Origin of the sequence: Acidovorax sp. ACV02 (assembly GCF_014851475.1) — a bacterium.
GTDB classification, from domain to species: Bacteria; Pseudomonadota; Gammaproteobacteria; order Burkholderiales; family Burkholderiaceae_C; genus Acidovorax; species Acidovorax delafieldii.
Genome location: NZ_JACUZU010000003.1, coordinates 196533 through 220824, shown reverse-complemented (window position 1 = coordinate 220824; position 24292 = coordinate 196533). Strand labels below are relative to the sequence as shown.

20 protein-coding genes and 1 tRNA gene are annotated in these 24292 nt (G+C 66.1%); 8 read left to right on the top strand and 13 right to left on the bottom strand.

The features are described from left to right. Positions 1-110 precede the first annotated feature (110 nt). Entirely contained in the window at positions 111-1385 is a 1275-nt protein-coding gene (locus IB236_RS08320) for a CaiB/BaiF CoA-transferase family protein (RefSeq protein ID WP_192420046.1), read from the bottom strand. 108 nt (positions 1386-1493) lie between these two features. Next, positions 1494-2690, bottom strand: a complete 1197-nt coding sequence (locus IB236_RS08315) for an acyl-CoA dehydrogenase (RefSeq protein WP_192420044.1) — start codon at positions 2688-2690, stop codon at positions 1494-1496. Between the two features lie 180 nt (positions 2691-2870). Here IB236_RS08315 and IB236_RS08310 point away from each other — a divergent pair, with 180 nt between their 5' ends. From IB236_RS08310 to IB236_RS08300, 3 genes are all read left to right on the top strand, one after another. Next, positions 2871-3815, top strand: coding sequence for a LysR family transcriptional regulator (locus IB236_RS08310; protein WP_056748252.1), 945 nt, complete (start codon positions 2871-2873; stop codon positions 3813-3815). A gap of 87 nt (positions 3816-3902) precedes the next feature. After that, positions 3903-4118, top strand: a complete 216-nt coding sequence (locus tag IB236_RS08305) for a hypothetical protein (protein ID WP_015015343.1) — start codon at positions 3903-3905, stop codon at positions 4116-4118. 174 nt (positions 4119-4292) lie between these two features. Then, on the top strand, positions 4293-5171 hold the full coding sequence (locus IB236_RS08300; RefSeq protein WP_192420041.1) for a DUF6279 family lipoprotein: 879 nt from the start codon (positions 4293-4295) through the stop codon (positions 5169-5171). A gap of 273 nt (positions 5172-5444) precedes the next feature. Here IB236_RS08300 and IB236_RS08295 read toward each other — a convergent pair. Continuing rightward, positions 5445-5529: transfer RNA gene (locus IB236_RS08295), tRNA-Leu, on the bottom strand. 39 nt (positions 5530-5568) lie between these two features. On the opposite strand from IB236_RS08295, the gene cysM reads away from it, so the two are divergent. The 3 genes from cysM to IB236_RS08280 all read left to right on the top strand — a co-directional run bounded on the left by cysM (position 5569) and on the right by IB236_RS08280 (position 7412). After that, positions 5569-6471 (top strand): cysteine synthase CysM, encoded by a 903-nt coding sequence (gene cysM / locus IB236_RS08290; protein ID WP_015015341.1) that lies wholly within the window; start codon positions 5569-5571, stop codon positions 6469-6471. 123 nt (positions 6472-6594) lie between these two features. Continuing rightward, entirely contained in the window at positions 6595-7179 is a 585-nt protein-coding gene (locus IB236_RS08285) for an NUDIX domain-containing protein (protein WP_056066805.1), read from the top strand. 5 nt (positions 7180-7184) lie between these two features. Next, positions 7185-7412 (top strand): sulfurtransferase TusA family protein, encoded by a 228-nt coding sequence (locus tag IB236_RS08280; RefSeq protein WP_056067086.1) that lies wholly within the window; start codon positions 7185-7187, stop codon positions 7410-7412. Positions 7413-7495: 83 nt separating this feature from the next. Here IB236_RS08280 and galU read toward each other — a convergent pair whose 3' ends face one another. Both galU and IB236_RS08270 read right to left on the bottom strand, forming a co-directional pair. Then, positions 7496-8383 (bottom strand): UTP--glucose-1-phosphate uridylyltransferase GalU, encoded by an 888-nt coding sequence (gene galU / locus IB236_RS08275; RefSeq protein WP_056066808.1) that lies wholly within the window; start codon positions 8381-8383, stop codon positions 7496-7498. 133 nt (positions 8384-8516) lie between these two features. Continuing rightward, positions 8517-11414, bottom strand: coding sequence for a valine--tRNA ligase (locus tag IB236_RS08270; protein ID WP_192420039.1), 2898 nt, complete (start codon positions 11412-11414; stop codon positions 8517-8519). A 467-nt stretch (positions 11415-11881) separates the two neighbouring features. Between IB236_RS08270 and IB236_RS08265 the strand changes: the two genes are divergently transcribed. Beyond that, complete coding sequence (locus IB236_RS08265; RefSeq protein ID WP_192420030.1) at positions 11882-13741, top strand: M48 family metallopeptidase; 1860 nt, start codon at positions 11882-11884, stop codon at positions 13739-13741. Positions 13742-13911: 170 nt separating this feature from the next. Here IB236_RS08265 and IB236_RS08260 read toward each other — a convergent pair whose 3' ends face one another. The 8 genes from IB236_RS08260 to hemC form a co-directional block, all read right to left on the bottom strand. Next, complete coding sequence (locus IB236_RS08260) at positions 13912-14535, bottom strand: VOC family protein (protein WP_099730933.1); 624 nt, start codon at positions 14533-14535, stop codon at positions 13912-13914. Between the two features lie 211 nt (positions 14536-14746). Continuing rightward, positions 14747-15322 carry a YceI family protein gene (locus tag IB236_RS08255; RefSeq protein WP_099730932.1) on the bottom strand — a complete coding sequence of 192 codons (576 nt, stop codon included), beginning with the start codon at positions 15320-15322 and terminating at the stop codon, positions 14747-14749. Between the two features lie 117 nt (positions 15323-15439). Further along, on the bottom strand, positions 15440-16015 hold the full coding sequence (locus IB236_RS08250) for a YceI family protein (RefSeq protein ID WP_056066824.1): 576 nt from the start codon (positions 16013-16015) through the stop codon (positions 15440-15442). A 119-nt stretch (positions 16016-16134) separates the two neighbouring features. Next, the gene (locus IB236_RS08245; protein ID WP_192420028.1) at positions 16135-16707 is read right to left on the bottom strand and encodes a cytochrome b; all 573 of its coding nucleotides are present in this window, start codon (positions 16705-16707) and stop codon (positions 16135-16137) included. Between the two features lie 371 nt (positions 16708-17078). After that, positions 17079-18356: a heme biosynthesis protein HemY gene (locus IB236_RS08240; protein WP_192420026.1), complete on the bottom strand. Its 1278-nt coding sequence runs from the start codon at positions 18354-18356 to the stop codon at positions 17079-17081. Between the two features lie 4 nt (positions 18357-18360). Continuing rightward, complete coding sequence (locus tag IB236_RS08235; RefSeq protein WP_192420024.1) at positions 18361-19494, bottom strand: uroporphyrinogen-III C-methyltransferase; 1134 nt, start codon at positions 19492-19494, stop codon at positions 18361-18363. After that, positions 19491-20318, bottom strand: coding sequence for a uroporphyrinogen-III synthase (locus IB236_RS08230; RefSeq protein ID WP_192420022.1), 828 nt, complete (start codon positions 20316-20318; stop codon positions 19491-19493). Before IB236_RS08230 ends, IB236_RS08235 begins: the two co-directional genes overlap by 4 nt. A gap of 1 nt (position 20319) precedes the next feature. Then, positions 20320-21252, bottom strand: a complete 933-nt coding sequence (hemC, locus tag IB236_RS08225; protein ID WP_192420020.1) for a hydroxymethylbilane synthase — start codon at positions 21250-21252, stop codon at positions 20320-20322. A gap of 128 nt (positions 21253-21380) precedes the next feature. Here hemC and ppc point away from each other — a divergent pair, with 128 nt between their 5' ends. Continuing rightward, positions 21381-24170: a phosphoenolpyruvate carboxylase gene (gene ppc, locus IB236_RS08220; RefSeq protein ID WP_192420019.1), complete on the top strand. Its 2790-nt coding sequence runs from the start codon at positions 21381-21383 to the stop codon at positions 24168-24170. The last annotated feature ends 122 nt before the right edge of the window (positions 24171-24292 follow it).

Here is a 24292-nt window from a genome sequence, read left to right as displayed (position 1 = left end):
GCGCCAGGGGCCGGTGCAATGCAGACAGCACAAACAAAACGGCCTTGCCGGTGAGGGCAAGGCCGTGCAGTGGTCAGGGCATGGCGCAGGCCGATGCCGCGAGGGTCTGGCTACAAAACCCCGCTGGCCCGCAGTGCCGCGATGCGCGCTGGGTCCAGCCCCATCTCGCGCAGCACCTCGTCGGTGTGCTGGCCCAGTGCCGGCGGCGCATTGCGCAGCACGGGTGGGGTGGCCGACAGGCGCAGCGGGCTGGCCACGCCGGTGATCTGCAACACGTTGTCGGTGGCGGCCTCGTCGTCCTTCCAGCGCGGCAGCGTCACCGCCAGGCCACGGGCCTGCACCTGCGCGTCGTCAAACGCCTGGGCAATGGTGTTGATGGGGCCGCAAGGCACGGCCTTGTCTTCCAGCAGCGTGATCCAGTCGGCTGTGGTGCGCGTGCGGGTCACGGCCTCCATGGCGGGGATCAGCGCGGTGCGGTTTTGTACGCGCAGCGTGTTGGTCGCAAAGCGCGGGTCGCTGGCCCACTGGGGCTGCTCGGCGGCGGCGCAAAAGCGCTGGAACTGGCCGTCGTTGCCAATGGCCAGCAGCATGTTGCCGTCCTGCGTGGGGAAGTCCTGGTAGGGCGCGAGGCTGGGGTGGCTGTTGCCCATGCGGCCGGGCGCCTTGCCGGTGGCGAGGAACCCCGAGGCCTGGTTGGCCAGCACGGCCATGCCCACGTCCAGCAGCGCCATGTCGATGTGCTGGCCCTGGCCCGAGCCATTGGTGGCGTTGTCGCGCACGTGCAGCGCGGCCAGGATGGCGTTGCTGGCATACAGCCCGGTGAAAAGGTCAATGACGGCCACGCCCACCCGCATCGGGCCGCCGCCGGGCTGGCTGTCGGCCTGGCCGGTGATGCTCATCAGGCCCGTCATGGCCTGCACCATCAGGTCGTAGCCCGCACGCTCGGCGTAGGGCCCGTCCTGCCCGAAGCCGGTGACGGAGCAGTAGATGAGGCGGGGGTTGAGCGCGCGCAGGCTCTCGTGGTCCAGACCGTATTGCTTGAGGCCGCCGACCTTGAAGTTCTCCACCACGATGTCCGCCTCTTGCGCCATCTGCTTGATGAGCGCTTGCCCCTCGGGCGAGGCCATGTCGATGGTGACCGAGCGTTTGTTGCGGTTGCACGCGGTGTAGTAGCTGGCCTGGTTGGTGTCGTTGCCCTCGGCGTCTTTCAAGAAGGGCGGGCCCCACTGGCGCGTGTCGTCGCCGACACCGGGGCGCTCCACCTTGACCACGTCCGCACCCAGGTCTGCAAGGATCTGCGTGCACCACGGCCCGGCCAGCACGCGGGAGAGGTCGAGCACCTTGATGCCTGCGAGGGCGCCTGGGGCGGTAGAAGAGGTGGTCATGGTGTGTTTACTATGAAATTGATAGCTGTCAGCGCATGATTGACTAGCGCTACAAGGCAAAAACACCGCAAAGGCGGTGTTTTTGCCGGTTTTCGGGGCGCAGGCCGATCAGTTGGCGAACGCGGCGATGCCCGTCTGGGCGCGGCCCAGGATCAGCGCGTGCACATCGTGCGTGCCTTCGTACGTGTTCACCACTTCCAGGTTCACCAGGTGGCGGGCCACGCCAAACTCGTCGCTGATGCCGTTGCCGCCCATCATGTCGCGCGCCAGGCGGGCAATGTCCAGCGCCTTGCCGCAGCTGTTGCGCTTGATGATGGAGGTGCCTTCCACGCTGGCCGTGCCCGCGTCCTTCATGCGGCCAAACTGCAGGCAGGCCTGCAGGCCAATGGCGATTTCGGTCTGCATGTCGGCCAGCTTCTTCTGGATGAGCTGGTTGGCGGCCAGGGGGCGGCCAAACTGCTTGCGGTCCAGCGTGTACTGGCGCGCGGTGTGCCAGCAGAACTCGGCCGAGCCCAGGGCGCCCCAGGCGATGCCGTAGCGCGCGCTGTTCAGGCAGGTGAAGGGGCCCTTGAGGCCTTGCACTTCAGGGAAGGCGTTTTCTTCGGGCACGAACACGTCGTCCATCACGATCTCGCCGGTGATGGAGGCGCGCAGGCCCACCTTGCCGTGGATGGCGGGGGCGGTCAGGCCCTTCATGCCCTTCTCCAGCACAAAGCCGCGGATGGGGCCCACGGCGCCGCCTTCGGACACTTCCTTGGCCCAGACCACGAACACGTCGGCCACGGGGCTGTTGGTGATCCACATCTTGCTGCCCTTGAGCTTGTAGCCGCCATCGACCTTGTAGGCGCGCGTGGCCATGCTGCCAGGGTCAGAGCCGTGGTCGGGCTCGGTCAGGCCAAAGCAGCCGATCCACTCGCCGCTGGCGAGCTTGGGCAGGTACTTCTGGCGCTGGGCTTCGCTGCCGAATTCATAAATGGGCACCATCACCAGCGACGACTGCACGCTGGCCATCGAGCGGTAGCCCGAGTCCACACGCTCTACCTCGCGGGCGATCAGGCCGTAGGCCACGTACGACAGGCCGGGGCCACCGTATTGCTCGGGGATGGTGGGGCCCAAGAGGCCCACTTCGCCCATCTCGCGGAAGATGCTCACGTCCATCTTTTCGTGGCGGAAGGCGTCCAGCACGCGGGGTGCCAGCTTGTCCTGGCAATACGCTGCGGCGGCGTCGCGGATGGCGCGCTCGTCGTCGGTCAGTTGTTGGCTCAGAAGGAACGGGTCATCCCATTGAAAAGCGGCGTGGGCCATGTGTGTCTCCAGGTCGGAAAGTGGGGGAAGAAAAAAACGAATCTGGAACGCATCGTAGGCCTTGGGGTGGTGGCCCGCAAGCGAGTTCTTTTCATCCAGACATGCGTTTATGGAATGTATGGAATACTGGCGGCCGGCTAAGCCACGGCGTGGCCGGTCACTTAAAAATTCCTCTTCATCATGCGCCGCAACATTCCATCGACCCAGGCCCTGGCCTGTTTTGAAGTGGCCGCCCGCCACGAGAGCTACACCCGCGCCGCGCAGGAGTTGTCGCTCACCCAAAGCGCCGTCTCGCGCCAGATCCAGGCGCTGGAAGAGTTTTTGGGCGTGGCACTGTTTCGCCGCACGCGCCACGGCGTGGTGCTGACGCCTGCGGGCGCGCACTATGGCCGCCAGGTGGCGCGCTGGCTGCAGGGGCTGGAGCGCGATACGCTGGACGTGATGGCCCACCAGGGCGAGGGCGGCACCCTTACGCTGGCCGCGGTGCCAACCTTTGCCACGCGCTGGCTCATCCCCCGCCTGCCGCACCTGGCGCAGGCGCATCCCGATATCGTGGTGCACATCGACACGCAGACACGCCCCTTCTTGTTTGCCGACACCACCTTCGATGCCGCCTTGTATGCCGGCACGCCCGAGCAGGTCGCCAACTGGCCCGGCGTACAGGCGCAACTGCTGATGCACGAAGACGTGGTGCCCGTGTGCAGCCCGCGCCTGCTCGAATCCGCCGCGCCCCGGGGCCGGGGCCGCGCCCACCAGCCCGTGGCCGCCGAGGCGCTGGCCGAGCTGCCGCTGCTGCAGCAAAGCACACGCCCCTACGGCTGGCGCCAGTGGTTCGATGCCATGGGGGTGGAGGCTCCGCACGCGCTGGATGGCCCGCGCTACGAGCTGTTCTCCATGCTGGCCGTGGCCGCTACGCATGGCATGGGCGTGGCGCTGATCCCGCCGCTGCTCATCGAGGCCGAGCTCGCCAGCGGCGAGCTGGTGGTGGCCTGCAACCGCCCGCTGCGCGGCGAGCGGGCGTACTACCTCATCAGCCCCGCACAGGCCCAGCCCCCGGTGCTGGCCACGTTTGCGCGCTGGCTCCAGCACATGGCCGAGGTGGGGAGCCCGCCGGTTGCGGGATGACGCGCTTGCGCCCACGGGGGCTGTGAACTAATCTGGCCGCGCGGAAGTCTGTCTTTCATTCAGCAACCTTGTTGGAGAGCGACCACCATGACCACTTACCACGCTCCGCATTTCGACCCCACCGTGGACGAGATCGAGACCCTCAAGCAACTGGAGATGGGCGAAGTCATCACGCTGCCCCACGCGCTCAAGGACCATGTGTCGGGGCGATTGCTCGAATGGGGCTTCATCACCAAGGGGACGGGGGGTGAGCTGGCCATCACTGCCAGTGGCCGCCAGTTGATCCGGCGACAGGACAACTGACCCCGCGCGTCAGCCGACCCCTTGTGCGCATCCGTCGCAGGGTGTGGCGTGGACCTCCGTGCGGGTGGGTGCCTTTGGCTAAATCCTGGTGCGCGGGCTGGGGAATCCGGGCCCTGTGCCCGCCGCGCGCAGCGTTGGGCCTATCCTGTGCCATTCCCTTTGTCTGGAGCCGCTGTGCCCGCTTTGGCCCGTTTGCGCACCACCCTGTGCATCGCCGCGCTGGCCGTTGCCGGTGTGCTGCTGGCGGGTTGCAGCACAGTGCGGCTGGCGTACAACCAGGTGCCCCACCTGGCGTACTGGCAACTGAACCGTTACCTTGACCTGTCGGACGCGCAGACGGAGCGCGTGCGTGGCGACTTGGGCGACCTGCACCGCTGGCACCGCGACACCATGCTGCCCCAGCATGCCGAGCTGTTGCAAAAGGTGCAGCAGCAGTTGCCCGCGACCATCACCCCCGAGCAGGCCTGCCGCATCTATGACGAGGCACGTACACAGCTGGACAAGGTGCTGGCCCAGGCCGAGCCCAAGGTGGTGTGGCTGGCCTCGCAGCTGTCCGAGGCGCAGATCCGCAATCTGGAGCGCAAGCAGGCCGACAGCAACGCTGACTGGAAATCCGAATGGCTGGACCCATCGCCCGACAAGATGCGCGAGCGCCACTTCAAGGACCTCTCGTCGCGGCTCGAAACTTTTTATGGCGCGCTGGACGAACCCCAGAAGGCCGTGCTGCGCGCCTTTGTCGCCCAGTCGGCTTTTGACCCGCAGCGCACCTATGCCGAGCGCGTACGCAGGCAAGAAGACCTGGTGCAGGTGCTGCGCAACATCCAGGCTGACCGTGGCAACACCGCCCAGGCCCGCACGCTGATGCTCGGCTTTCTGGACCGCGTGGTGACGTCACCGGACGGCGCCTACCAGCGCTACGCACAAGCGCTGGTGGCCGAGGGCTGCGAGGGATTTGCGCGCCTGCACAACGCCATGACGCCTGCGCACCGGCTGCGTGCGGCGCAATCGCTCAAGGGTTATGAGCAGGACTTCCTGTTGCTGGCTGCGCGCTGAGGTGCTGCGCGAGGGTGGGGCGAAGCGCAAAGGCTGCTGCCGCGACGCGAAGGTCAGCAGAACATCATCGCCAGCAGGGCCGCATCCTCGGCCATGTTCTGCAGGGCATAACCCGCCAGCCGGTAGGCCAGCACGGTGGCGTGCGCGATCAGATCCTGGGCGGTCATGGCGGTGGCTGGGTGTGGAGGTGTGCAGAAATCACATGCCGCCGCCACAGCGGCTGGCCCAGCAAAAAGGCCGATAGCTCGTGGAAGCTACCGGCCTTGTTGACTGTGGTGCCCGGGGCCGGAATCGAACCGGCACGCCTTGCGGCGGGGGATTTTGAGTCCCCTGCGTCTACCAATTTCACCACCCGGGCGGAATATGTGAAGCCCTGAATTATGGCACAGTAGGGCGTATGAAATATCCGACGATTGAAGACGCGGTAGGCAACACGCCGCTGGTGGCGCTGCAGCGCATTGGGGCCCAGGACAACGCCGCGCGGGGCAATGTGGTGCTCGGCAAGCTGGAAGGCAACAACCCGGCGGGGTCCGTCAAGGACCGGCCTGCACTGTCGATGATCCGCCGCGCCGAAGAGCGTGGCGACATCCGCCCTGGCGACACGCTGATCGAGGCCACGTCGGGCAATACCGGCATCGCTTTGGCGATGGCCGCGGCCATCAAGGGCTACCGCATGGTGCTGGTGATGCCTGAGGACTTGTCCATCGAACGCGCCCAGACCATGAAGGCCTTTGGCGCCGAGCTGGTGCTCACACCCAAGAGCGGCGGCATGGAGCACGCCCGCGACCTGGCCGAGGCCATGCAAAAGCGTGGTGAGGGCAAGGTGCTGGACCAGTTTGGCAACCCCGACAACCCCCGCATTCACTACGAAACCACGGGCCCCGAGATCTGGGAGCAGACCGGCGGGCGCATCACCCACTTTGTGAGCGCGATGGGCACCACGGGCACCATCACGGGCGTGTCGCGGTTCCTCAAGGAGAAGAACCCTGCCATCCAGATCATCGGTGCACAGCCCGAAGAAGGCTCGCGCATCCCGGGCATCCGTAAGTGGCCGCAGGAGTACCTGCCCAAGATTTATGACGCCAGCACGGTCGATGAGCTGGTGTATGTGAGCCAGGACAGCGCCGAGGACATGTGCCGCCGTCTCGCGCGCGAAGAGGGCATTTTTGCCGGCATCTCGGCTGCAGGCGCGTGCTGGGTGGCGCAGCAGATCGCTGCGCGCGACAGCAATGCCACCATCGTCTTCATCGTGTGCGATCGGGGCGACCGGTATTTGTCGACCGGGGTGTTTCCTGCGTGACCTGTGGAATGGCCTGCGCAGTGGGCTCCAGGGCATTGCCGGGTGCCTCCTCGCAGGTTTTTGAATCAGAATGGCTGCTTGTGCTAGTTGAACATGCCTCAGCAGCTACATAAAAGATAGCATATGCCCTACGAAGTTCGTTTTTGCCCCCACTGTGCCACCGAGTTGCAGCCCATCACGCTGGCCGAGGATGGCGGCGACAAGGAGCGGCTGCGCTGCCCCGCCTGCGGCTGGACGCACTGGAACAATCCCACGCCCGTGCTGGCTGCCATTGTGGAGATCGACGGCAAGGTGCTGCTGGCGCGCAATGCGGCGTGGCCCGGCAAGATGTTTGCGCTGATCACCGGCTTCATGGAGGCGGGCGAGTCGCCCCAGGAGGGCATTGCGCGCGAGGTCAAGGAAGAGACCAACCTCGATGTGCAGTCCGCCACCCTGGTGGGGGCCTACGAGTTTTTGCGCATGAACCAGGTCATCATTGCCTACCACGTGGTGGCCACCGGGCAGGTGCAACTGTCGCCGGAGCTGGTGGACTACCGACTGTACGATCTGCCAGACCTCAAATGCTGGCCTGCGGGCACGGGCTACGCGCTGGCCGACTGGCTGCGCACACGGGGCCACGAGCCCGTGTTTTTCACGGCCGAAGAAAATGCAGAACGCCGCCGTGGGCTGGACGAACAAGCCCCGGCCGCGACGCCGCCAAAGGATTGATGACCATGGACATTCACAAAGAAATCGACACCCGGGGCCTGAACTGCCCCTTGCCCATCCTCAAGGCCAAGAAGGCGCTGTCGGACATGGCCAGCGGCCAGCTGCTCAAGGTGGTGGCGACAGACAACGGATCGCTGCGCGACTTTCAGGCGTTTGCCAAGCAGACCGGCAACGAGCTGGTGGAGCAACAGACCGTGGGCGAGGAGTTCATCCACATCCTGCGCCGCCGTTGAACGTAAAAATGGCTGCCAGCGCTTATCCAATAAGCACGGGCAGCTATCGATTTTGAAGTTTCAGAGGGCTTGGCCGGCTGCGTTTACAGCGCCAGGTTCTTTAGGTAGTCCCGGAAGTGCGCCCCCACCTGCGGGTGCTGCAGGGCCAGTTCCACCGTCGCTTCCAGAAATCCTTCCTTGCTGCCGCAGTCGTAGCGTTTGCCTTCGTACTGGAAGGCGTACACGGCTTCATTGTTCATCAGGCGCGCAATGCCATCGGTGAGCTGGATCTCGCCGCCCACGCCGCGCGGCTGGTTGCGGATCTCGTCAAACACGCCGGGCGTGAGGATGTAGCGGCCCGCCACGCCCATGCGCGAGGGGGCATCGGCCGCCTTGGGCTTTTCGACAATGCGCTGGATGCGGATCAACGGGCCACCGGCAGGCTCGCCCGCCACGATGCCGTACTTGTGCACCTGGTCCTCGGGCACCTCTTGCACGGCGATCACCGATCGGCCTTGCTGGCGGAACGCGGTCGCCATCTGCGCCAGCACGGGCTGACCGCCCTGGGGGCCCACCATCAAATCGTCAGCCAGCAGCACGGCAAAGGGCTCCTTGCCCACCAGGGGCTCCGCGCACAACACTGCGTGGCCCAGCCCTAACGAGCGCGGCTGGCGCACAAAGGCGCAGTCCATGTCGCTGGGCTGGATGGAGCGCACCAACTCCAGCAGTTCCTTCTTGCCGGCTGCCTCCAGCTCGGCCTCCAGCTCGTAGGCGGTGTCGAAGTGGTCTTCAATGGCGCGCTTGCTGCGGCCGGTCACAAAAATCATGTGGCGGATGCCGGCGGCGTAGGCCTCTTCCACTGCGTACTGGATCAGCGGCTTGTCCACCACGGGCAGCATCTCCTTGGGGCTGGCCTTGGTGGCGGGCAGAAAACGCGTGCCCAGTCCGGCAACGGGGAAAACGGCTTTGCGAACGGTCGTGGCAACAGTCATGGGGCTCCTCTGGACGGATGGGTGACGGTGTGCCCGGGCTGCACTGCAGTCCGTAACCCACACCGGCAAAACATGAAAACGGGGCGGGCAGCCCCTACGGGACGGGCTGCCATGGCGCAGTATGGCCCGGGTTTTAGCCCAGCCGTGTCAGCTGATCGCGCAATCTGCCCAGCGTGGCGCCGAAGTCGGCAATGCGCTTTTTCTCCTGCTCGATCACCGCCGCAGGGGCCTTGGCCACAAAGGCTTCGTTGGACAGCTTGTTGTTCGCCTTGGTGATCTCGCCGTCGATGCGGGCGATTTCCTTGGACAGGCGCGCCTTCTCAGCCGCCACGTCGATCTCCATGTACAGGCACATGCGGGCGTCACCCACCACGGCCACGGGCGCGGCCTGTGCGGCGGCGGCCCAGGCGGACTCGTCGTCAAACACCTTCACCTCGCTGAGCTTGGCCAGCGCCTGCAGCACCGGGCCCACGCCACGCATGAACTCGGTGTCGCCCACCACGTACAGGGGCAGGCGGGTGGAGGGAGACACGTTCATCTCGCCCCGCAGCGCGCGGCATGCGTCCACCAGGCCCTTCACGCGGCCCATGTGGGCAATCGCGGCCTCGTCGATCTTCTCGGGCTGGGCCTGGGGGTAGCGCGCAATGCTGACCGATTCGCCCGGGATGCCGGCCACAGGTGCCACCACCTGCCACAGGGCCTCGGTGATGAATGGGATGATGGGGTGGGCCAGGCGCAGGATGGCTTCCAGCGTGCGGATCAGCGTGCGGCGCGTGGCGCGTTGCTGCGCTTCGGTGCCGTTCTGGATCTGCACCTTGGCGATCTCCAGGTACCAGTCGCAGTACTCGTTCCAGACAAAGTCATAGATCGTGTTGGCCACGTTGTCCAGGCGGTACTCTTCAAAGCCTTTGGCGACTTCGGCCTCGGTCTTTTGCAGCAGCGAGCTGATCCAGCGGTCGGCCTGGCTGAACTGCATGTAGCCGTGGGCCGGGCCGCCGGGCTGGCACTCTTCCTTGGTGTGCTCCTTCAGGCCACAGTCCTGGCCCTCGCAGTTCATCAGCACGAAGCGGCTGGCGTTCCAGAGCTTGTTGCAGAAGTTGCGGTAGCCCTCGCAGCGCTTGCTGTCGAAGTTGATGCTGCGGCCCAGCGATGCCAATGCGGCAAACGTGAAGCGCAGCGCATCGGCGCCGTAGGCGGGAATGCCCTCGGGGAATTCCTTTTGCGTGTTCTTGCGCACCGTGGGCGCGGTCTCGGGCTTGCGCAGGCCGGTGGTGCGCTTGTCCAGCAGGGGCTCCAGCGCGATGCCGTCGATCAGGTCCACCGGGTCGAGCACGTTGCCTTCGGACTTGCTCATCTTCTTGCCCTGCGCGTCGCGCACCAGGCCGTGGATGTACACATGCTTGAACGGCACGCGGCCCGTGAAGTGCGTGGTCATCATGATCATCCGGGCGACCCAGAAGAAGATGATGTCGTAGCCCGTGACCAGCACGGTGCTGGGCAGGTACAGGTTGAAGTCGTCGGTGGCGCTGTCGCCCTGGTTGGGCCAGCCCATGGTGCTGAAGGGCACGAGGGCGGACGAGTACCAGGTGTCCAGCACATCCTCGTCGCGACGCAGCTTTTTGCCGGGCGCCTTGGCCTGGGCCTCGGCTTCGTCGCGTGCCACGATCACGTTGCCGTCTTCGTCGTACCAGGCCGGAATCTGGTGGCCCCACCACAGCTGGCGGCTAATGCACCAGTCCTGGATGTTGTTCATCCACTGGTTGTAGGTGTTCACCCAGTTCTCGGGCACAAACGTCACCTCGCCGCTGGCCACGGCGTCGATGGCCTTTTGCGCGATGCTCTTGCCCGTGGGGTCCTGGTCGCTCACCTTGCTCATGGCCACGAACCATTGGTCGGTCAGCATGGGCTCGATCACTTGGCCGGTGCGGGTGCAGATCGGCACCATGAGCTTGTGCTTCTTCACCTCGACCAGCGCACCGATGGCTTCGAGGTCGGCCACCACGGCCTTGCGGGCCACGAAGCGGTCCATGCCCTGGTACTTGGCGGGGGCGTTCTCGTTGATGGTGGCCTGCAGGGTCAGCACCACGATCATGGGCAGCTTGTGGCGCTGGCCCACGGCGTAGTCGTTTTGGTCGTGCGCTGGCGTCACCTTCACCACGCCCGTGCCAAATTCCTTGTCGACGTACTCGTCGGCGATCACCGGGATCTGGCGGTCGCACAGCGGCAGGTTGACCATCTTGCCGATGAGGTGCGTGTAGCGGGCATCCTCGGGGTGCACCATCAGCGCCACGTCGCCCAGCATGGTTTCAGGCCGGGTGGTGGCCACCGTCAGGCTGCCCGATCCATCGGCCAGCGGGTAAGCGATGTGCCACAGCGAGCCGTCTTTTTCTTCGCTCTCGACTTCCAGGTCGGACACGGCGGACTGCAGCTTCGGGTCCCAGTTCACCAGGCGCTTGCCGCGGTAGATCAGGCCCTGTTCGTAGAGCTTCACGAAGGTGTCGGTGACCACCTTGGAGAGCTTGTCGTCCATGGTGAAGTATTCACGGCTCCAGTCCACGCTGTCGCCCATGCGGCGCATCTGCGTGGTGATGGTGTTGCCGGACTTTTCCTTCCACTCCCACACCTTGCTCACAAAATTCTTGCGCGCCTCGGGCGGGGTGGGGCCCATGTCGTAGCGGCTGATGCCTTGCTCCTGCAGCTGGCGCTCCACCACGATCTGCGTGGCAATGCCCGCGTGGTCGGTGCCCGGCACCCACACCGTGTTGAAGCCGCGCATGCGGTGGTAGCGCGTGAGGCTGTCCATGATCGTCTGGTTGAACGCATGGCCCATGTGCAGCGTGCCCGTCACGTTGGGGGGCGGCAGCTGGATGGAAAAGGCGGGTTCGCCCGCCTGGGGCTGGCCCGTGCCACGGTGGCCTGCGGTGCCATACCCGCGCTTTTCCCATTCGGGGCCCCAGTGGGCTTCCAGCGCGGCAGGTTCAAACGACTTGGACAGGCTTTCGAGGCCGGGTTGTGGTTGGGGCGTGCTCATGGGGTGTCGCAGTGGGGGCAGTGGGACGGAGCGGCCGCAGGGAGCGCTCCGACGAACAAGAGGGTGAACCGCACATTTTAAGGGACCGCCACCCCGGCGCTGGCCCCGCGGGGGCTTGGGCCGTTTGGCAATCGCGCGCCGTCTGTCGGCCGATTCTTTCCAATGGTTACCTTGAGCCTGGGTGCGCGGGTGAATGCGTCCTGATAATCCCGCCCCACAGAGCGAGGAGGGCGCGGCAACGCGGACCAGGCTCTGAGAGCGGCTAACAAAACTCCCCTGGCGTCGTTGTCTCGCCTTGTCGTACTGCTTGTACTGCCTGCGGCGAAACGCCTAGCCAGGGCCGCTTCGCTGAGTTTTGTTAGCCGCTCTAAGGATCACGATTTACAACAAGGACTGGTGCGGTGGCTTGCGGGGGGCGTTCAGCCTTCCGGTGCCACGGTGCCGGGCCGTCACAACCATCCGAACCTATGACGTTTCAATCTGCCTGGCGCCTGGGCCTGGTCAAGGTCTTTGCCTATGCGCTGCTGGCGCTGTTTCTGGTGCCTGCGGTGACCTACGTGTTCACCCGCCATGTCCAGACCGACCAGGACACCCGTTTTGTGGCCGGTATCAGCCAGCGCATCGATGCCGAAAAGGGCCTGCCCGCCGACGAGACGCAGGCGCGCAAGGACTACTACCGCAGCAACCCGCCGTCCACCATCTGCAGCAATGCAGACCCCGAGGCCCGCGAATACCGCGAGGCGCTGTGCGACACCTTCTCCGATGTCTGGCAGTTCCACATGGCGCGCAAGCTGTCGCTGTGGACGCTGGTGGCCAGTGCGGCGCTGCTGCTGGCGGTGCTGGGGCTGGGGGCGCTGGCGTTTGCCGACCGCACGCTGCAGTACGCGAGCTTTGTGGCGGGCTGGCGCCTGACCTCTTGGGCCAGCGCCACGGCGCTGGTGGTGCAAGGGGCGATGGCAGTGTGGCTGTCGTTCTGGGTGACGGCGTTTTTCTTCCACAAGTACTCGCCCAAGCTGGTACTGTTTGTGGGGTTTGCCGTGGCGGCGGGGGTGCTGGTGGCGGTGGCGGGCATCTTCAAGCGGGTGCAGTCCAGCAACCAGGTGGTGGGCGAGCTGGTGGCCGAGGCCGATGCGCCGCTGCTGTGGCAGCGTATCCGCCACCTGGCGCAGCGCCTGAAGACAGAGCCGCCCCGGCACATCGTGGCTGGCATTGATGCCAACTTCTTCGTGACCGAGGCCCCGATCACCGTGGGCCAACAGACCCTCACGGGCCGCACGCTGTTTGTGAGCCTGCCGCTGCTGCGCATTCTGGACCAGACCGAGGCCGACGCCGTGCTGGGCCATGAACTGGCCCACCTGCGCGGGGGCGACACGCGGCGCAGCGCACAGCTGGGGCCCAAGCTGGTGCAGTTTGACCACTACCGCCACGCCATCCGCACCGGCGGGCTGTCGGCGATGGCGTCGCCGCTGCTGGACCTGTACCGCACCATTTTCGAAATCGCCTTGGCCAGCGACAGCCGCGAGCGCGAGTTCAAGGCCGACCGCCTGGCGGCCAAGCTGGTGAGTCCGGCGGCGATTGCACAGTCGCTGGTCAAGATTGCCGCCTATGCCCAGTACCGTTACCGTATCGAGGACGAACTGTTTGGCCGCAACGAGCGGCACGACAACAGCACGCTGGGCATTGCCAGTTTTGTGGCCCAGGGGCTGGCGCCCTACGCGGCATCGCCCGACTTTGTGGATGCGATGAAGACGGCCAATGTGCCGCACCCCTTCGACTCACACCCCGCCATGCCCGAGCGCCTGCGCAACGTGGGCATGGCCCTGAAAGAGCGCGACTACGGCGCCATCGCCGTGCGCGTGCCTGCCACCACCTGGGTGCAGGAGATCCTGACTGCCGACGCCATCGAGCAGCGGCTGTGGAGCGCCTACGAGCAGCAGTTTGCGCAAGACCACGAGCGCAGCCTGGCCTACCGCTACGAGCCCGCGAACGACGAGGAGCGGGCCCTGGTGCTGCAGTACTTCCCGCCCGTGGTGTTTGCCCTCAATGGCGACGCGACAGTGGAGGTGAGCATTGACGGTATCCGTACCTCGGCCGATGAGACCACGGTGTTCTGGGACGCCATCAAGGGGCTGGAATTCAAGGAAAGCAGCTTTGGCAACGCGCTGATCGTGACCCACCCCGAAAAGAACGCCCTGGGTCTGGGCGCCAAGACCAGCAAGATCAAGCTGCCAGGTCTCAAGAAGGACAAGGACCAGTTCAACGCGGTGGTCAGCCACTACTGGCAGCGCCACCAGATCATGCGTGCGCAGCAACAGGCAGCGGGATGACTGCTATATTTTGTATAGCTGCTGAGGCAATAGGATGTAGCGCTTCAGCGCTGTAGGGCCAAAAATCCCATCGCAAAGCGGTGGGAGGGCCGTTTGACGGGGCTGCGCACCACAGCCAGTGCAGCCGACCCCGTGGACCGTGGACCGTCGAGGCCTGGGGTCAGGTCGGCTTACTTGCGCACAAACTCCGGCCGGTCGTTTTGCTGGGGCTTGAGCGGCGCGTCCACCTTGCCCTCGGCGCGTTCCTTGCGCCATTGCTCCTTGCGCGCCGTCCACTCGCGCAGGCGGGCGTGGGCCACGGTGCTGTCTTTTTCCATCTGCTCGTCGTTGGCCAGTTGGGCCGACAGCTCCAGGCGAATGCCGTTGGGGTCGAAGAAATAGATGCTCTTGAAGATGTGGTGGTCCGTCACGCCCAGCACTTCCACGCCATGCGCCTCCAGGCGCTGCTTGGTGTTCTCCAGCTCCTGCACGGTGTTCACGCGGAACGCGATGTGGTTGACCCACAGGGGCGTGTTGGGCGAGGGCTCGGCCTTCACGTCGTCGCCCAGGTCGAAAAAGGCGATGAACGAGCCGTCCTGCAGGCGGAAGAAGAAGTGGGTGTAGGGGCAGTACTCGCCGGTGCTGGGCACATAGTCGCTCTGGATGATGTGGTACAGCGGCAAGCCCAGGATGTCTTCATAGAACTGGCGCGTTTCCTCGGCGTCGCGGGCCTTGTAGGCGTAGTGGTGCAACTGCTGGATGGCGGCGGGTGCCGGCAGGTTGGCCAGGTCGGTCGGGTTCAGAACGGCGTTCATGCAGAGTCTCCTCAAATCGGTGAACGCAATTCTACTATTCGTAATTGATTTACGTTAAGTTAATTTTTATACCCAGAAGGCTGGCAGATGAGGACGGGCTGGCCCCAAAAAAAAGCCACCCGGTGCAAGGCGCACGGGTGGCTGGTCGCAAGCAGCCGGAGGCAGGGCGGAGCAAGTCAGCCCGCTGCACCCCAGGTCTGCTCGGCCTGGTTTACTGCTTCACGGCTTCAATCTGCACCACCAGGCGCACGTTCTTGGGGAAGCCCCATTCCACGCCGTAGTTCATGCCCCACTGGGTGCGGTCGATGGTGGCTTCAAAGTCGCCGCCGCACACTTCGCGCTTGAGCATGGGGCTGTCGTAGCAGTTGAACTGGTTGGCCTTGAGGGTCAAGGGGGCGGTCTTGCCCAGCAGTGTGAGCTGGCCTTCGACGCTGGCGACCTTGTCGCCGTTGAAGACGAACTTGCTGGAGACAAACTTCATCGTGGGGTGCTTGGCAGCGTCGAACAGGTCGGCGCTTTGCAGGTGCTTGTCAAACGCGGGGGTGCCCGTGTTCACCGAGGTCACATCGAACGTGATCTCGGCCTTGCCCGACTTGCCAGCCTTGTCGAGCTGGACGGTGCCTTCCTTCTTGTCGAAGCGGCCGCGGTTCACGGCGGCGCCAAAGTGGCTGATTTCGAACGAGGCAAAGGTGTGCGTCGGGTCGATGGCGTAGTTGGCCGATTGGGCTTGGGCAGCACCGGCGAACAGGGTGGCGGCGGCAGCCAGGGCGAAGAGGGACTTGCGCATGGAAACTCCTGATAGATCAAAAAGGAAAGGACAAGGGAAAAGAGGAAGGCACCACCCGCCGGGACCGTGCCCGGACGACAGGCGGAGGCCGGTGGGGCCCGGGCAGAGGGGCGGCGCTCAGAGCTTGCCGACGCCAGTCAGCGCGAGCTTGAACTTGACCTGCACGTCGTCGGCCACCATGGAGGTGTCGGCCCACTCGTTTTCGCCGATCTTGAAGGCCAGCCGCTTGATCGGCAGCGCGCCTGTGGCCGTGGTGGTGGGGCCGCTTTGGGTCAGCGTCACGGGCACCACCACGTTCTGGCTGTTGCCCTTGATGGTGAGCGCGCCCGCCACTTCAAATTTGCCGCCGCCCAGGGCCTTGATGCTGGACGACACGAATTGGGCCTGCGGGAACTTGGGCACGTTGAACCACGCGGGCTTGGGCAGCTCTGCATCGGTCTCGCGCGAACCCAGCGTGGCGCTGCCAGTGTCCACCGTGAAGGCGATCTTGCTGGTGGCCAGTTTGGCCGGGTCAAACGCTACCTGGGCGCTGAATTTCTTGAACTGGCCTTCCAGTGGCACGCCCATCTGGCGGGCGGTGAACTGCACCTCGCTTTGCGCGGGCACCAGCTGCTGCTGGGCCAGGGCGGCTTGCGCGCCTGCAACGAGGGCAGCGCCGATCACGATGCGGGACAAGGTAGAAGACAGATGCATGCAGAAACTCCGTTCAATTCACAAAAGGTGGAAGCGGTGGTCGCAGGGGGGCGAGCGACCTTTGAGGTAGGCAAGGCACCCACCAGGGGTTGCCATGGCGCCCTGAAGGTGGAGGCTGGTTATTTCCCGGGGAGCATGCGGTGCAGCAGGCCATCACGGTCGACCAGCTGGTGCTTGAGCGCTGCGGCAATGTGCAGCAGCGCCAGCGCGGCCAATGCAAACGCGGTGTACTGGTGCCAGGGCTTGATGGCCTCAGCCAGGTCCTTGCTCACCGGCACAAAGTCGGGCAGCTGCCACAGGCCCAGGAACACGATGGGGAACCCCGCCGCTGAGCTGTAGGCCCAGCCAATCAGGGGCACGGCGAAGAAAAGCACGTACAGCAGGTGGTGGGTGCCGTGGTGCGCGAGCTTCTGCCAGCCGGGCATGGTCTTCTCAACCGCCTTGGGCAGCGCCGGTGGGCGGTGCGTGGCGCGCCACAGCAGGCGCAGCGCCGACAGCACCAGGATGGTCACACCGGCCCATTTGTGCCAGTTGTAAAGCTTCAGCCGTTGGGGCGAAAAGGGCAGGTCGGCCATGTAGACGCCGACGCCAAACAGAGCGATCAGCGCCAGGCCCAGCACCCAGTGCAACAGCATGGCGGTGCGCGTGTACCGGCGCGGGGTGTCGAGGGTCGTCGTGGAAGTGGCTGTCATCAGCGAATCTGGAGGTCGGTGCACAAAGAAGGTGAGCGAAGGCTGCAAGGGCCGCCGTACTTGGCGGCACAACGCGCTGGGCGATGGCGCAGTGTAGGAAGCGCTGGCCGTGATCTGCTTCAGGCAGATTGATGCCTTGATTCAAATTTATTGAATCGATATGCCTTGAGCGCTCAAAGTTCCCCAATGCTGTGCAATTTCTGCGGAGCGGCTGTTTGCTGGCATCCGCAGGGCACCGGCGTGGCGCCTGCCTGAACCTTGCTGGTGCGCCGGTGCCCTTGTGGAGACACCTTGGCGAATGGGGGAGGTGGCCGCATCAAGTGCAGCGATGGCGGGCTGTACGGGGGCGGGCGCACCCCGCAATGCCCCGTTTATCGGGCCAGCGCGGCCTGTTTCCAGGCGCTGACGGCGGCGCTGTCGTCGCCGCGTTGCTCGGCCAGTTCCGCCACGTGGCGCCAGGCACTGGCGCGCATTGGCGCGTCGTTGAGCTGTTGGGCTGCCTGGGTCAGCAGCTGCTGGGCTTTGCCCCACAGCTGGCGCTTGAGGCAGGCCATGCCCGCCAGGTATTGCAGGCGGGCGTCGCGTGGGTTGGCTTGCTGGGCGGACTCGATGCGGGCCAGCCAGTGCCCGTCGAGCGCATCCAGCCCCGCCTCCAGCGCACGCACCAGCTTGAGGGCGTGTTGCTCGGCCAAGGCATCGGGCAGCTCTACCATGCGTTCCCACACGGGCAGCAACCAGGCACGCACCTGCGTGGCATCGCCACCCAGTGCGGCCAGCCGCTGGGCGGCGTGGATGGCCAGCTCGGGCATGTTGCGCTCGCTGGTCTCCAGCGACAGCCAGATCTGCTGCAACTGAGCGACATCGTGCGCGCTGTTGATGAGTTCGGTGGCCAGGCCGCGCACGATGCTCTGCGCGGCATTGGGCGAGAACGCACGGTGCTTGCCCAGCAGGCGTGCGGTGTCCAGTGCTTCTTGCGTCTGGCGCGCCAGACGGGTGGCCTTGAGCTTGATGCGCAGCGCCAGGGTGCGCCGCGCGGCCCCCTGGGGCAGGGCTGCCAGGCGGTCGAGCGCCGCGTTGGCATCGCGGTCGTCCAGCGACCAGCGGGCGGCGCGCATCTGGGCGCCTTCGTGCATTTCCTGCTCGTTGATGGAGCCGCGCATGGGGGCTTCCTGCAGTGCGTCCTGCAGATGGCTTTCGCGGGTGGCGCGGTCTTGCAGTGCGTGTGACGCCTCGGCGGCGATCATGTGGGCGAGCGCGCGCAGCTGCTTGCCGTGGGGCACCGCCTCGCCGCTGGCCTCCAGCGCGTGTTCTTGCGACAGCGCGGCCACAGCGGCCTTGCGCGAGCGGATGAACCGGCCGCCCAGCATGTGGGTCAAGGCGTCGAGCAGTGCGCCGTGCATGGCACGCTCTTTTTGCTGCACGCGCCAGCGGCGTGCCTGGTGCGGCAGCGCCAGCAGCGCCGCCAGGGCCCGCAGCGCCGCATAAACGGTGACAAAACCGCCCACCAACAGCAACACCACCATGTTGAGCGACAGGTCGATGCGATAAGGCGGCCAGTACAGGGTGACTGTGCCCTGGTTGTTGCCCGCAAACAGCGCGGCCGCCACCGCCACGCCAAACAACGCCAAAAGCCAGAGTGCAGCACGCATATCGTCAACGTCCCGCAGCGGCGGTGGCCAGGGCCGACAGCGTTTCGTCCAGGCGCGGCAGCTCGGCCGCCTTCATGCTTGCCTGGGCCTGCTGCAGGGTGGAGGCCACGTTCTGGGTGCGGCGCGATGCGGGGTCGAAATACTTGTTGAGCGCTGCGGTGGCTGCGGTCAGGTCGGCACGGGCCGACTCGAACTGGCGTGCCAGGATGCCCAGGCGTGCATTGAGCAGCTTGAACTTGAGGTTCTCGCGCAAAAAGAAGGTCTGCTCAGGGGCCAGCAAGATGGCTTCGGGCTGGTCGATGCGGCTCACGCGCACCAGGCTGCGGGCCTCGTCGCGCACCACCTCCCAGCTGCGCTGCAGGGCCGCTTGCCACCAGGCCAGGCCCTCGGTGGGGGCGGGGGCACTGCCAGGGGCTGCGGGGCCGGCGGACAGGCGCTTGGTCGAGGCGGCCTGGGCCACGGCATTGAGTACGGGCAGGTCGTCCACCTGGCGCACCAGGTCGTCCAGGCGGGCCAGCAGGCCGGCGGTGTCGGTCACGGTGGCGCGGGTCAGGCGGTCCAGGTCGCGGCCGATGGCGCGCTGCACGGGGGCCAGGCGGGGCTGGGCAGAGCGCTCGATGCGTTGGTTGGCGCTTTTGAGCGCTGCCACCAGCGGCTCCAGGCTGCCGGTGAGCTGGGCCTGTTGCTGCGCCAGGCGGATGGCCGACTCAATGTCCACCACCAGGTTTTCATCGCGCGAACGCGACAGGCTTTGCATGAGTTCTTCGAGCTGGCTGCGCTGCAGGGCGACCTCGCTCACGCGGGCTTCCGCCACCGACAGGCGTGCCGCCGTGTCGCGCACCAGCTCTTCGGCCTGGCGGGCCATGGTGCGGGCCTCGATGGCCAGGGCGCCCGAGTCGGCGGACTGCCGGGCCAGTTGCTCCTGGATGGCGCTGAGCTTTTGCCACAGCAGGCCGCTGCTGACCAATGCGGCCACCGCCACGGTGCCCAACAGCAAGGTCACGGCGCCACTGCGGCCGGTGGCAGCGGCTGGCGCAGCGGCCGAGGGGGCCGGGCTCACTGCTGGCGCGCCCACAGCGGCGGCCACAGGGGCTGCAGGGGGCGTGGAGGGCAGATCGTCGGGGGGCGCAGAACTCATGCGGCCGATTCTATCGAGGCCACCACATCTTCCAGCGCCGGACGGCATTCCCGCACGATGCCAAAGCCCGCTGCGCGGGCCGCTTCGGCGATGCGCGGGTGGGTGGCCAGCGCCTGTGCTGCGCCCCAGTATTGGCCGGGCAGGGCCTCGGCCAGGTGGGCCACCGCCTCGGAGCTGCTCAGCAGCCAGACAGCGCCGTCGTGCGCCGCCTGTTGCGCCAGCGCCACCTCCTGCGCCGTGAAGCGGGGCGCGCCGCGTTGGTAGGCCACCACAAACTCCACGTGACCGCCCCGCGCCTCGATCTGCTGGGCCAGCCACTCGCGGCCATTGCCCTGGGGCGATTCGTGTGCGCCCTGCGGCGTGGCGGAGCGACCGCGCACGATCAGCACGCGGTCGCCAGGCCGCACCTGGGGGGCCACTTGGCGCCACAGCGCTTCCGAGTCGAACTGCGGCGCGTCGGGCGCGGGCCCGTCGATGGCGCTGCGCGGCACGCCCGCCTGCTCCAGCGCGCGGGTGGTGCCTGGGCCGGGCGCCCATGATCTTGTTTTTGTAGCTGCCAGGGCATGAATATCCAGCGCTACAGGGTGATTTGCCTCAAAAAAGTGCGCCACGGCATTGCCACTGACAAACATCAGGGCGCGGTAGGTGCCGACGTTGGCGCGGGCCGCGTCCAGCGCCTGTCGCAGGGCAGCGTCCGTGCAGGGGCCAATCGCAATCAGGGGCAGTGCCACGGCCTCAATGCCGTGTGCGCCCAGTTGCGCCACCCAATGCGCCGCTTCGCGGGCGGGGCGTGTGACGATGACCCGGGGCGCTGAGGTGCCCATCTCAGGCCGGGGTGACGCCGCGCGCACCCCCAGCACGCAGGCGCTGCGCAATCGCGTCGCCCAGTGCTTCCGCCTGCGCCAGTGTGGTGACCGGGGCAGAGGCCTGGGCGCGCACCAGCGGGGCTTTGTCCTCGGGGTCGCCCCAGGCGGCGTCCAGCTGCAGCACGCCGTGGGTGAAGGTGCCGTGCGCTGCCAAGGGCATCGAGCAGCTGCCCCCCATGGCGCGGCTCACGGCGCGCTCGGCGGCCACGGTCAGCCAGGTGGTCTGGTGGGCCAGCGGTGCCAGCGCGTCGATCAGGTCTTGCCGGTCGCTGCGCACCTCGATGCCCAGCGCGCCCTGGCCTGCCGCGGGCAGCATGGCGCTGGGCTCGAACGTGGTGCGGATGCGGGCTTCCAGCTCCAGGCGCTTGAGGCCTGCGGCGGCCAGCACGATCGCGTCGTACTGGCCTTCGTCCAGCTTGCGCAGGCGGGTGTCGAGGTTGCCGCGCAGGGGCTCGATCTTCAGGTCAGGCCGCAGAGCCTGCAGCAGCACCTGGCGGCGCAGGCTCGACGTGCCCACCACGGCACCCTGCGGCAGGGCGTCCAGGTTCTCGTAGCGGGGGGAGACAAAGGCATCGCGCGGGTCTTCGCGCTCCATCACGCAGGCCAGGGCAAAGCCCTCGGGCAGCTCCATGGGCACGTCCTTGAGCGAATGCACGGCAATGTGGGCGCGGCCTTCTTCCAGCGCCACTTCCAGCTCTTTCACAAACAGGCCCTTGCCGCCCACCTTGCTGAGGGACTTGTCCAGAATCTGGTCGCCCTTGGTGGTCATGCCCAGCAGTTGCACGCTGTGGCCACGGGCTTCGAGCAGCGCTTTGACATGCTCGGCCTGCCACAGCGCAAGGCGACTTTCGCGGGTGGCGATGACTATGGGGGGCGTTGGCGAGGGGCTCAAGTTCGTAACCTGTTTGTAATTATTCAGCGGCGCAGGATGCTAGCATGCGCCCGCACTGGGGCTGGTGCGGCCTGCGGCCATGCGGGCTCAACGCGCCAGGCCATCCCACCCATCCCGGAGACTCCTGCATGAAACGATCCGACAAGGACCAGCCCCTGATTGACGACATCCGCCTGCTGGGCCGCATTCTGGGCGACGTGATCCGGGAGCAGGAAGGGGTGGAGGCTTATGAGCTGGTCGAGCAGGTCCGCAAGCTCTCCGTGGCCTTCCGCCGCGACGCCGACCAGGAGGCCGACCGCGCGCTCAAGAAGCTGCTCAAGTCCCTGTCGGGCGACCAGACGGTGAGCGTGATCCGCGCCTTCACCTATTTCAGCCACCTGGCCAATCTGGCCGAAGACCGCCACCACATCCGCCGCCGCGCTGTGCACGAGCGCGCAGGCGACACGCAAGAGGGCAGCATCGAGGTCGCCCTCTCGCGCCTGCGCTGGGCAGGCATTGCGCCCAAGACGATTTCGCAGACGCTGGCGGGCAGCTACGTGGCCCCCGTGCTCACGGCCCACCCCACCGAGGTGCAGCGCAAGAGCATTCTGGACGCCGAGCGCGACATCGCCCAGTTGTTGGCCACACGCGACGACATCCAGGTGCGCGCCCAGCTCTACAACAGTGCCAAGGACGCGCTCACCCCGCGCGAGCTGGCTGCCAACGAAGCCCTGCTGCGTGCCCGTGTGGCGCAGTTGTGGCAGACGCGCCTGCTGCGCTACAGCAAGCTCACGGTGGCTGACGAGATCGAAAACGCGCTTTCTTATTACGAAGCCACCTTTCTGCGTGAGATCCCCAAGATCTATGCGGACCTGGAAAACGAGCTGGGCCAGTACCCTGTGCACAGCTTCTTGCGCATGGGCCAGTGGATTGGTGGCGACCGTGACGGCAATCCCAACGTCACCGCGCAGACCTTGCAATATGCCCTGAGCCGCCAGGCCGAAGTGGCCCTGCGCCACTACCTGACCGAGGTGCACTACCTGGGCGGCGAGCTGTCGCTGTCGGCCCGCCTAGTGCAGGTGTCGGCCGAGATGGAGGCCCTGGCCCAGCGCTCGCCCGACACCAACGAACACCGCGTGGACGAGCCCTACCGCCGTGCGCTGACTGGTATCTATGCGCGCCTTGCCGCATCGCTCAAGGATCTGACCGGTGGCGAAGCTGCGCGCCATGCCGTGGCGCCGCAGAATGCCTATGCCAGTGCCGAGGAGTTCCTGGCCGACCTGCAGGTGATCGAGGCCTCGCTGCAGTCCCACCATGGCCAGGCCTTGGCTGCCGAGCGACTGCACCCGCTGATCCGTGCCGTGCAAGTGTTTGGCTTCCATCTGGCCACGGTGGACCTGCGCCAAAGCTCCGACAAGCACGAAGAGGTGGTGGCCGAGCTGCTGGCCAAGGCCCGTATCGAGCCCAACTATGCCAACCTGCAAGAGGCCGCCAAGCGCGCACTGCTGATCAAGCTGCTGAACGACGCGCGTCCGCTGCGCGTGGTGGGCGCGGAATATTCGGCCCACGCCCAAGGCGAGCTGGCCATTTTTGAAACTGCCCGTGTGATGCGCGAGCGCTTTGGCCACGAGGCCATCCGCCACTACATCATCAGCCACACCGAAACGGTGAGCGACCTGCTCGAAGTGCTGCTGCTGCAAAAGGAAGTGGGGCTGATGAACGGCACGCTGGATGCCGAGTCGAAGAACCACCTTATCGTGGTGCCCCTGTTCGAAACCATCGAAGACCTGCGCAATGCCGCGCCCATCATGCGCGAGTTCTACAGCCTGCCCGGCGTGGCCGCGCTGGTGCAGCGCAGCGGCGGCGAGCAGGACATCATGCTGGGCTACAGCGACAGCAACAAAGACGGCGGTATCTTCACCAGCAACTGGGAGCTGTACCGCGCCGAGATCGCCCTCGTCGAACTCTTCGATGAACTTGCCACCACCCACGGCATCCAGCTGCGCATGTTCCATGGCCGGGGCGGCACTGTCGGCCGTGGCGGTGGCCCCAGCTACCAGGCCATTCTGGCGCAGCCGCCCGGCACCGTGCGCGGCCAGATCCGTCTGACGGAGCAGGGCGAGGTGATCGCCTCGAAATACGCCAACCCCGAAATCGGCCGGCGCAACCTGGAGACGTTGGTCGCCGCCACGCTCGAAGCCACCCTGCTGCAGCCCACCAAGCCTGCGACGAAGGCCTTCCTGGACGCCGCCGCGCAGCTCTCGCTGGCCAGCATGGGCAGCTACCGTGCGCTGGTGTACGAGACCCCGGGCTTTACCGACTACTTCTTCAACTCTACGCCCATCCGCGAGATCGCCGAGCTGAACATCGGCTCGCGCCCTGCCAGCCGCAAGGCCAGCCAGAAGATCGAAGACCTGCGCGCCATCCCTTGGGGCTTCAGCTGGGGCCAGTGCCGCCTCACGCTGCCCGGCTGGTTCGGTTTTGGCTCGGCGGTGGAAGCCTTCATCAACACCGAAGGCAAGGACCCCAAGGCCCAGCTGGCGCTGCTGCAGAAGATGTACCGCCAGTGGCCGTTCTTCCGCACGCTGCTGTCCAACATGGACATGGTGCTGGCCAAGAGCGACCTGGCCCTGGCGTCGCGCTACAGCGAACTCGTGACCGACGCGCGTCTACGCAAAAAGGTGTTCACCAACATCGAGGCCGAGTGGCACCGCACGGCCGATGCACTCACCCGCATCACGGGCGACAAGCAGCGCCTGACGCACAACACGGCGCTGGCGCGGTCCATCAAGCACCGCTTCCCGTACATCGATCCGCTGCACCACTTGCAGGTCGAGCTGGTGCGCCGCTGGCGCGCAGGGCAGGGCGACGAGCGGGTGCAGACCGGGATCCACATCTCCATCAACGGGATTGCAGCGGGGCTGCGCAATACGGGTTGATCTGCGGGCACAGCGGTCCGAAAACGCACTTTCCAGCCTGCTGCTATCGCGGGCACCCACAACAAAAAGGGCTCCCAATGGGAGCCCAGTTTGTTTGGCCAGTGTGGAACTGTGTGTCTAAA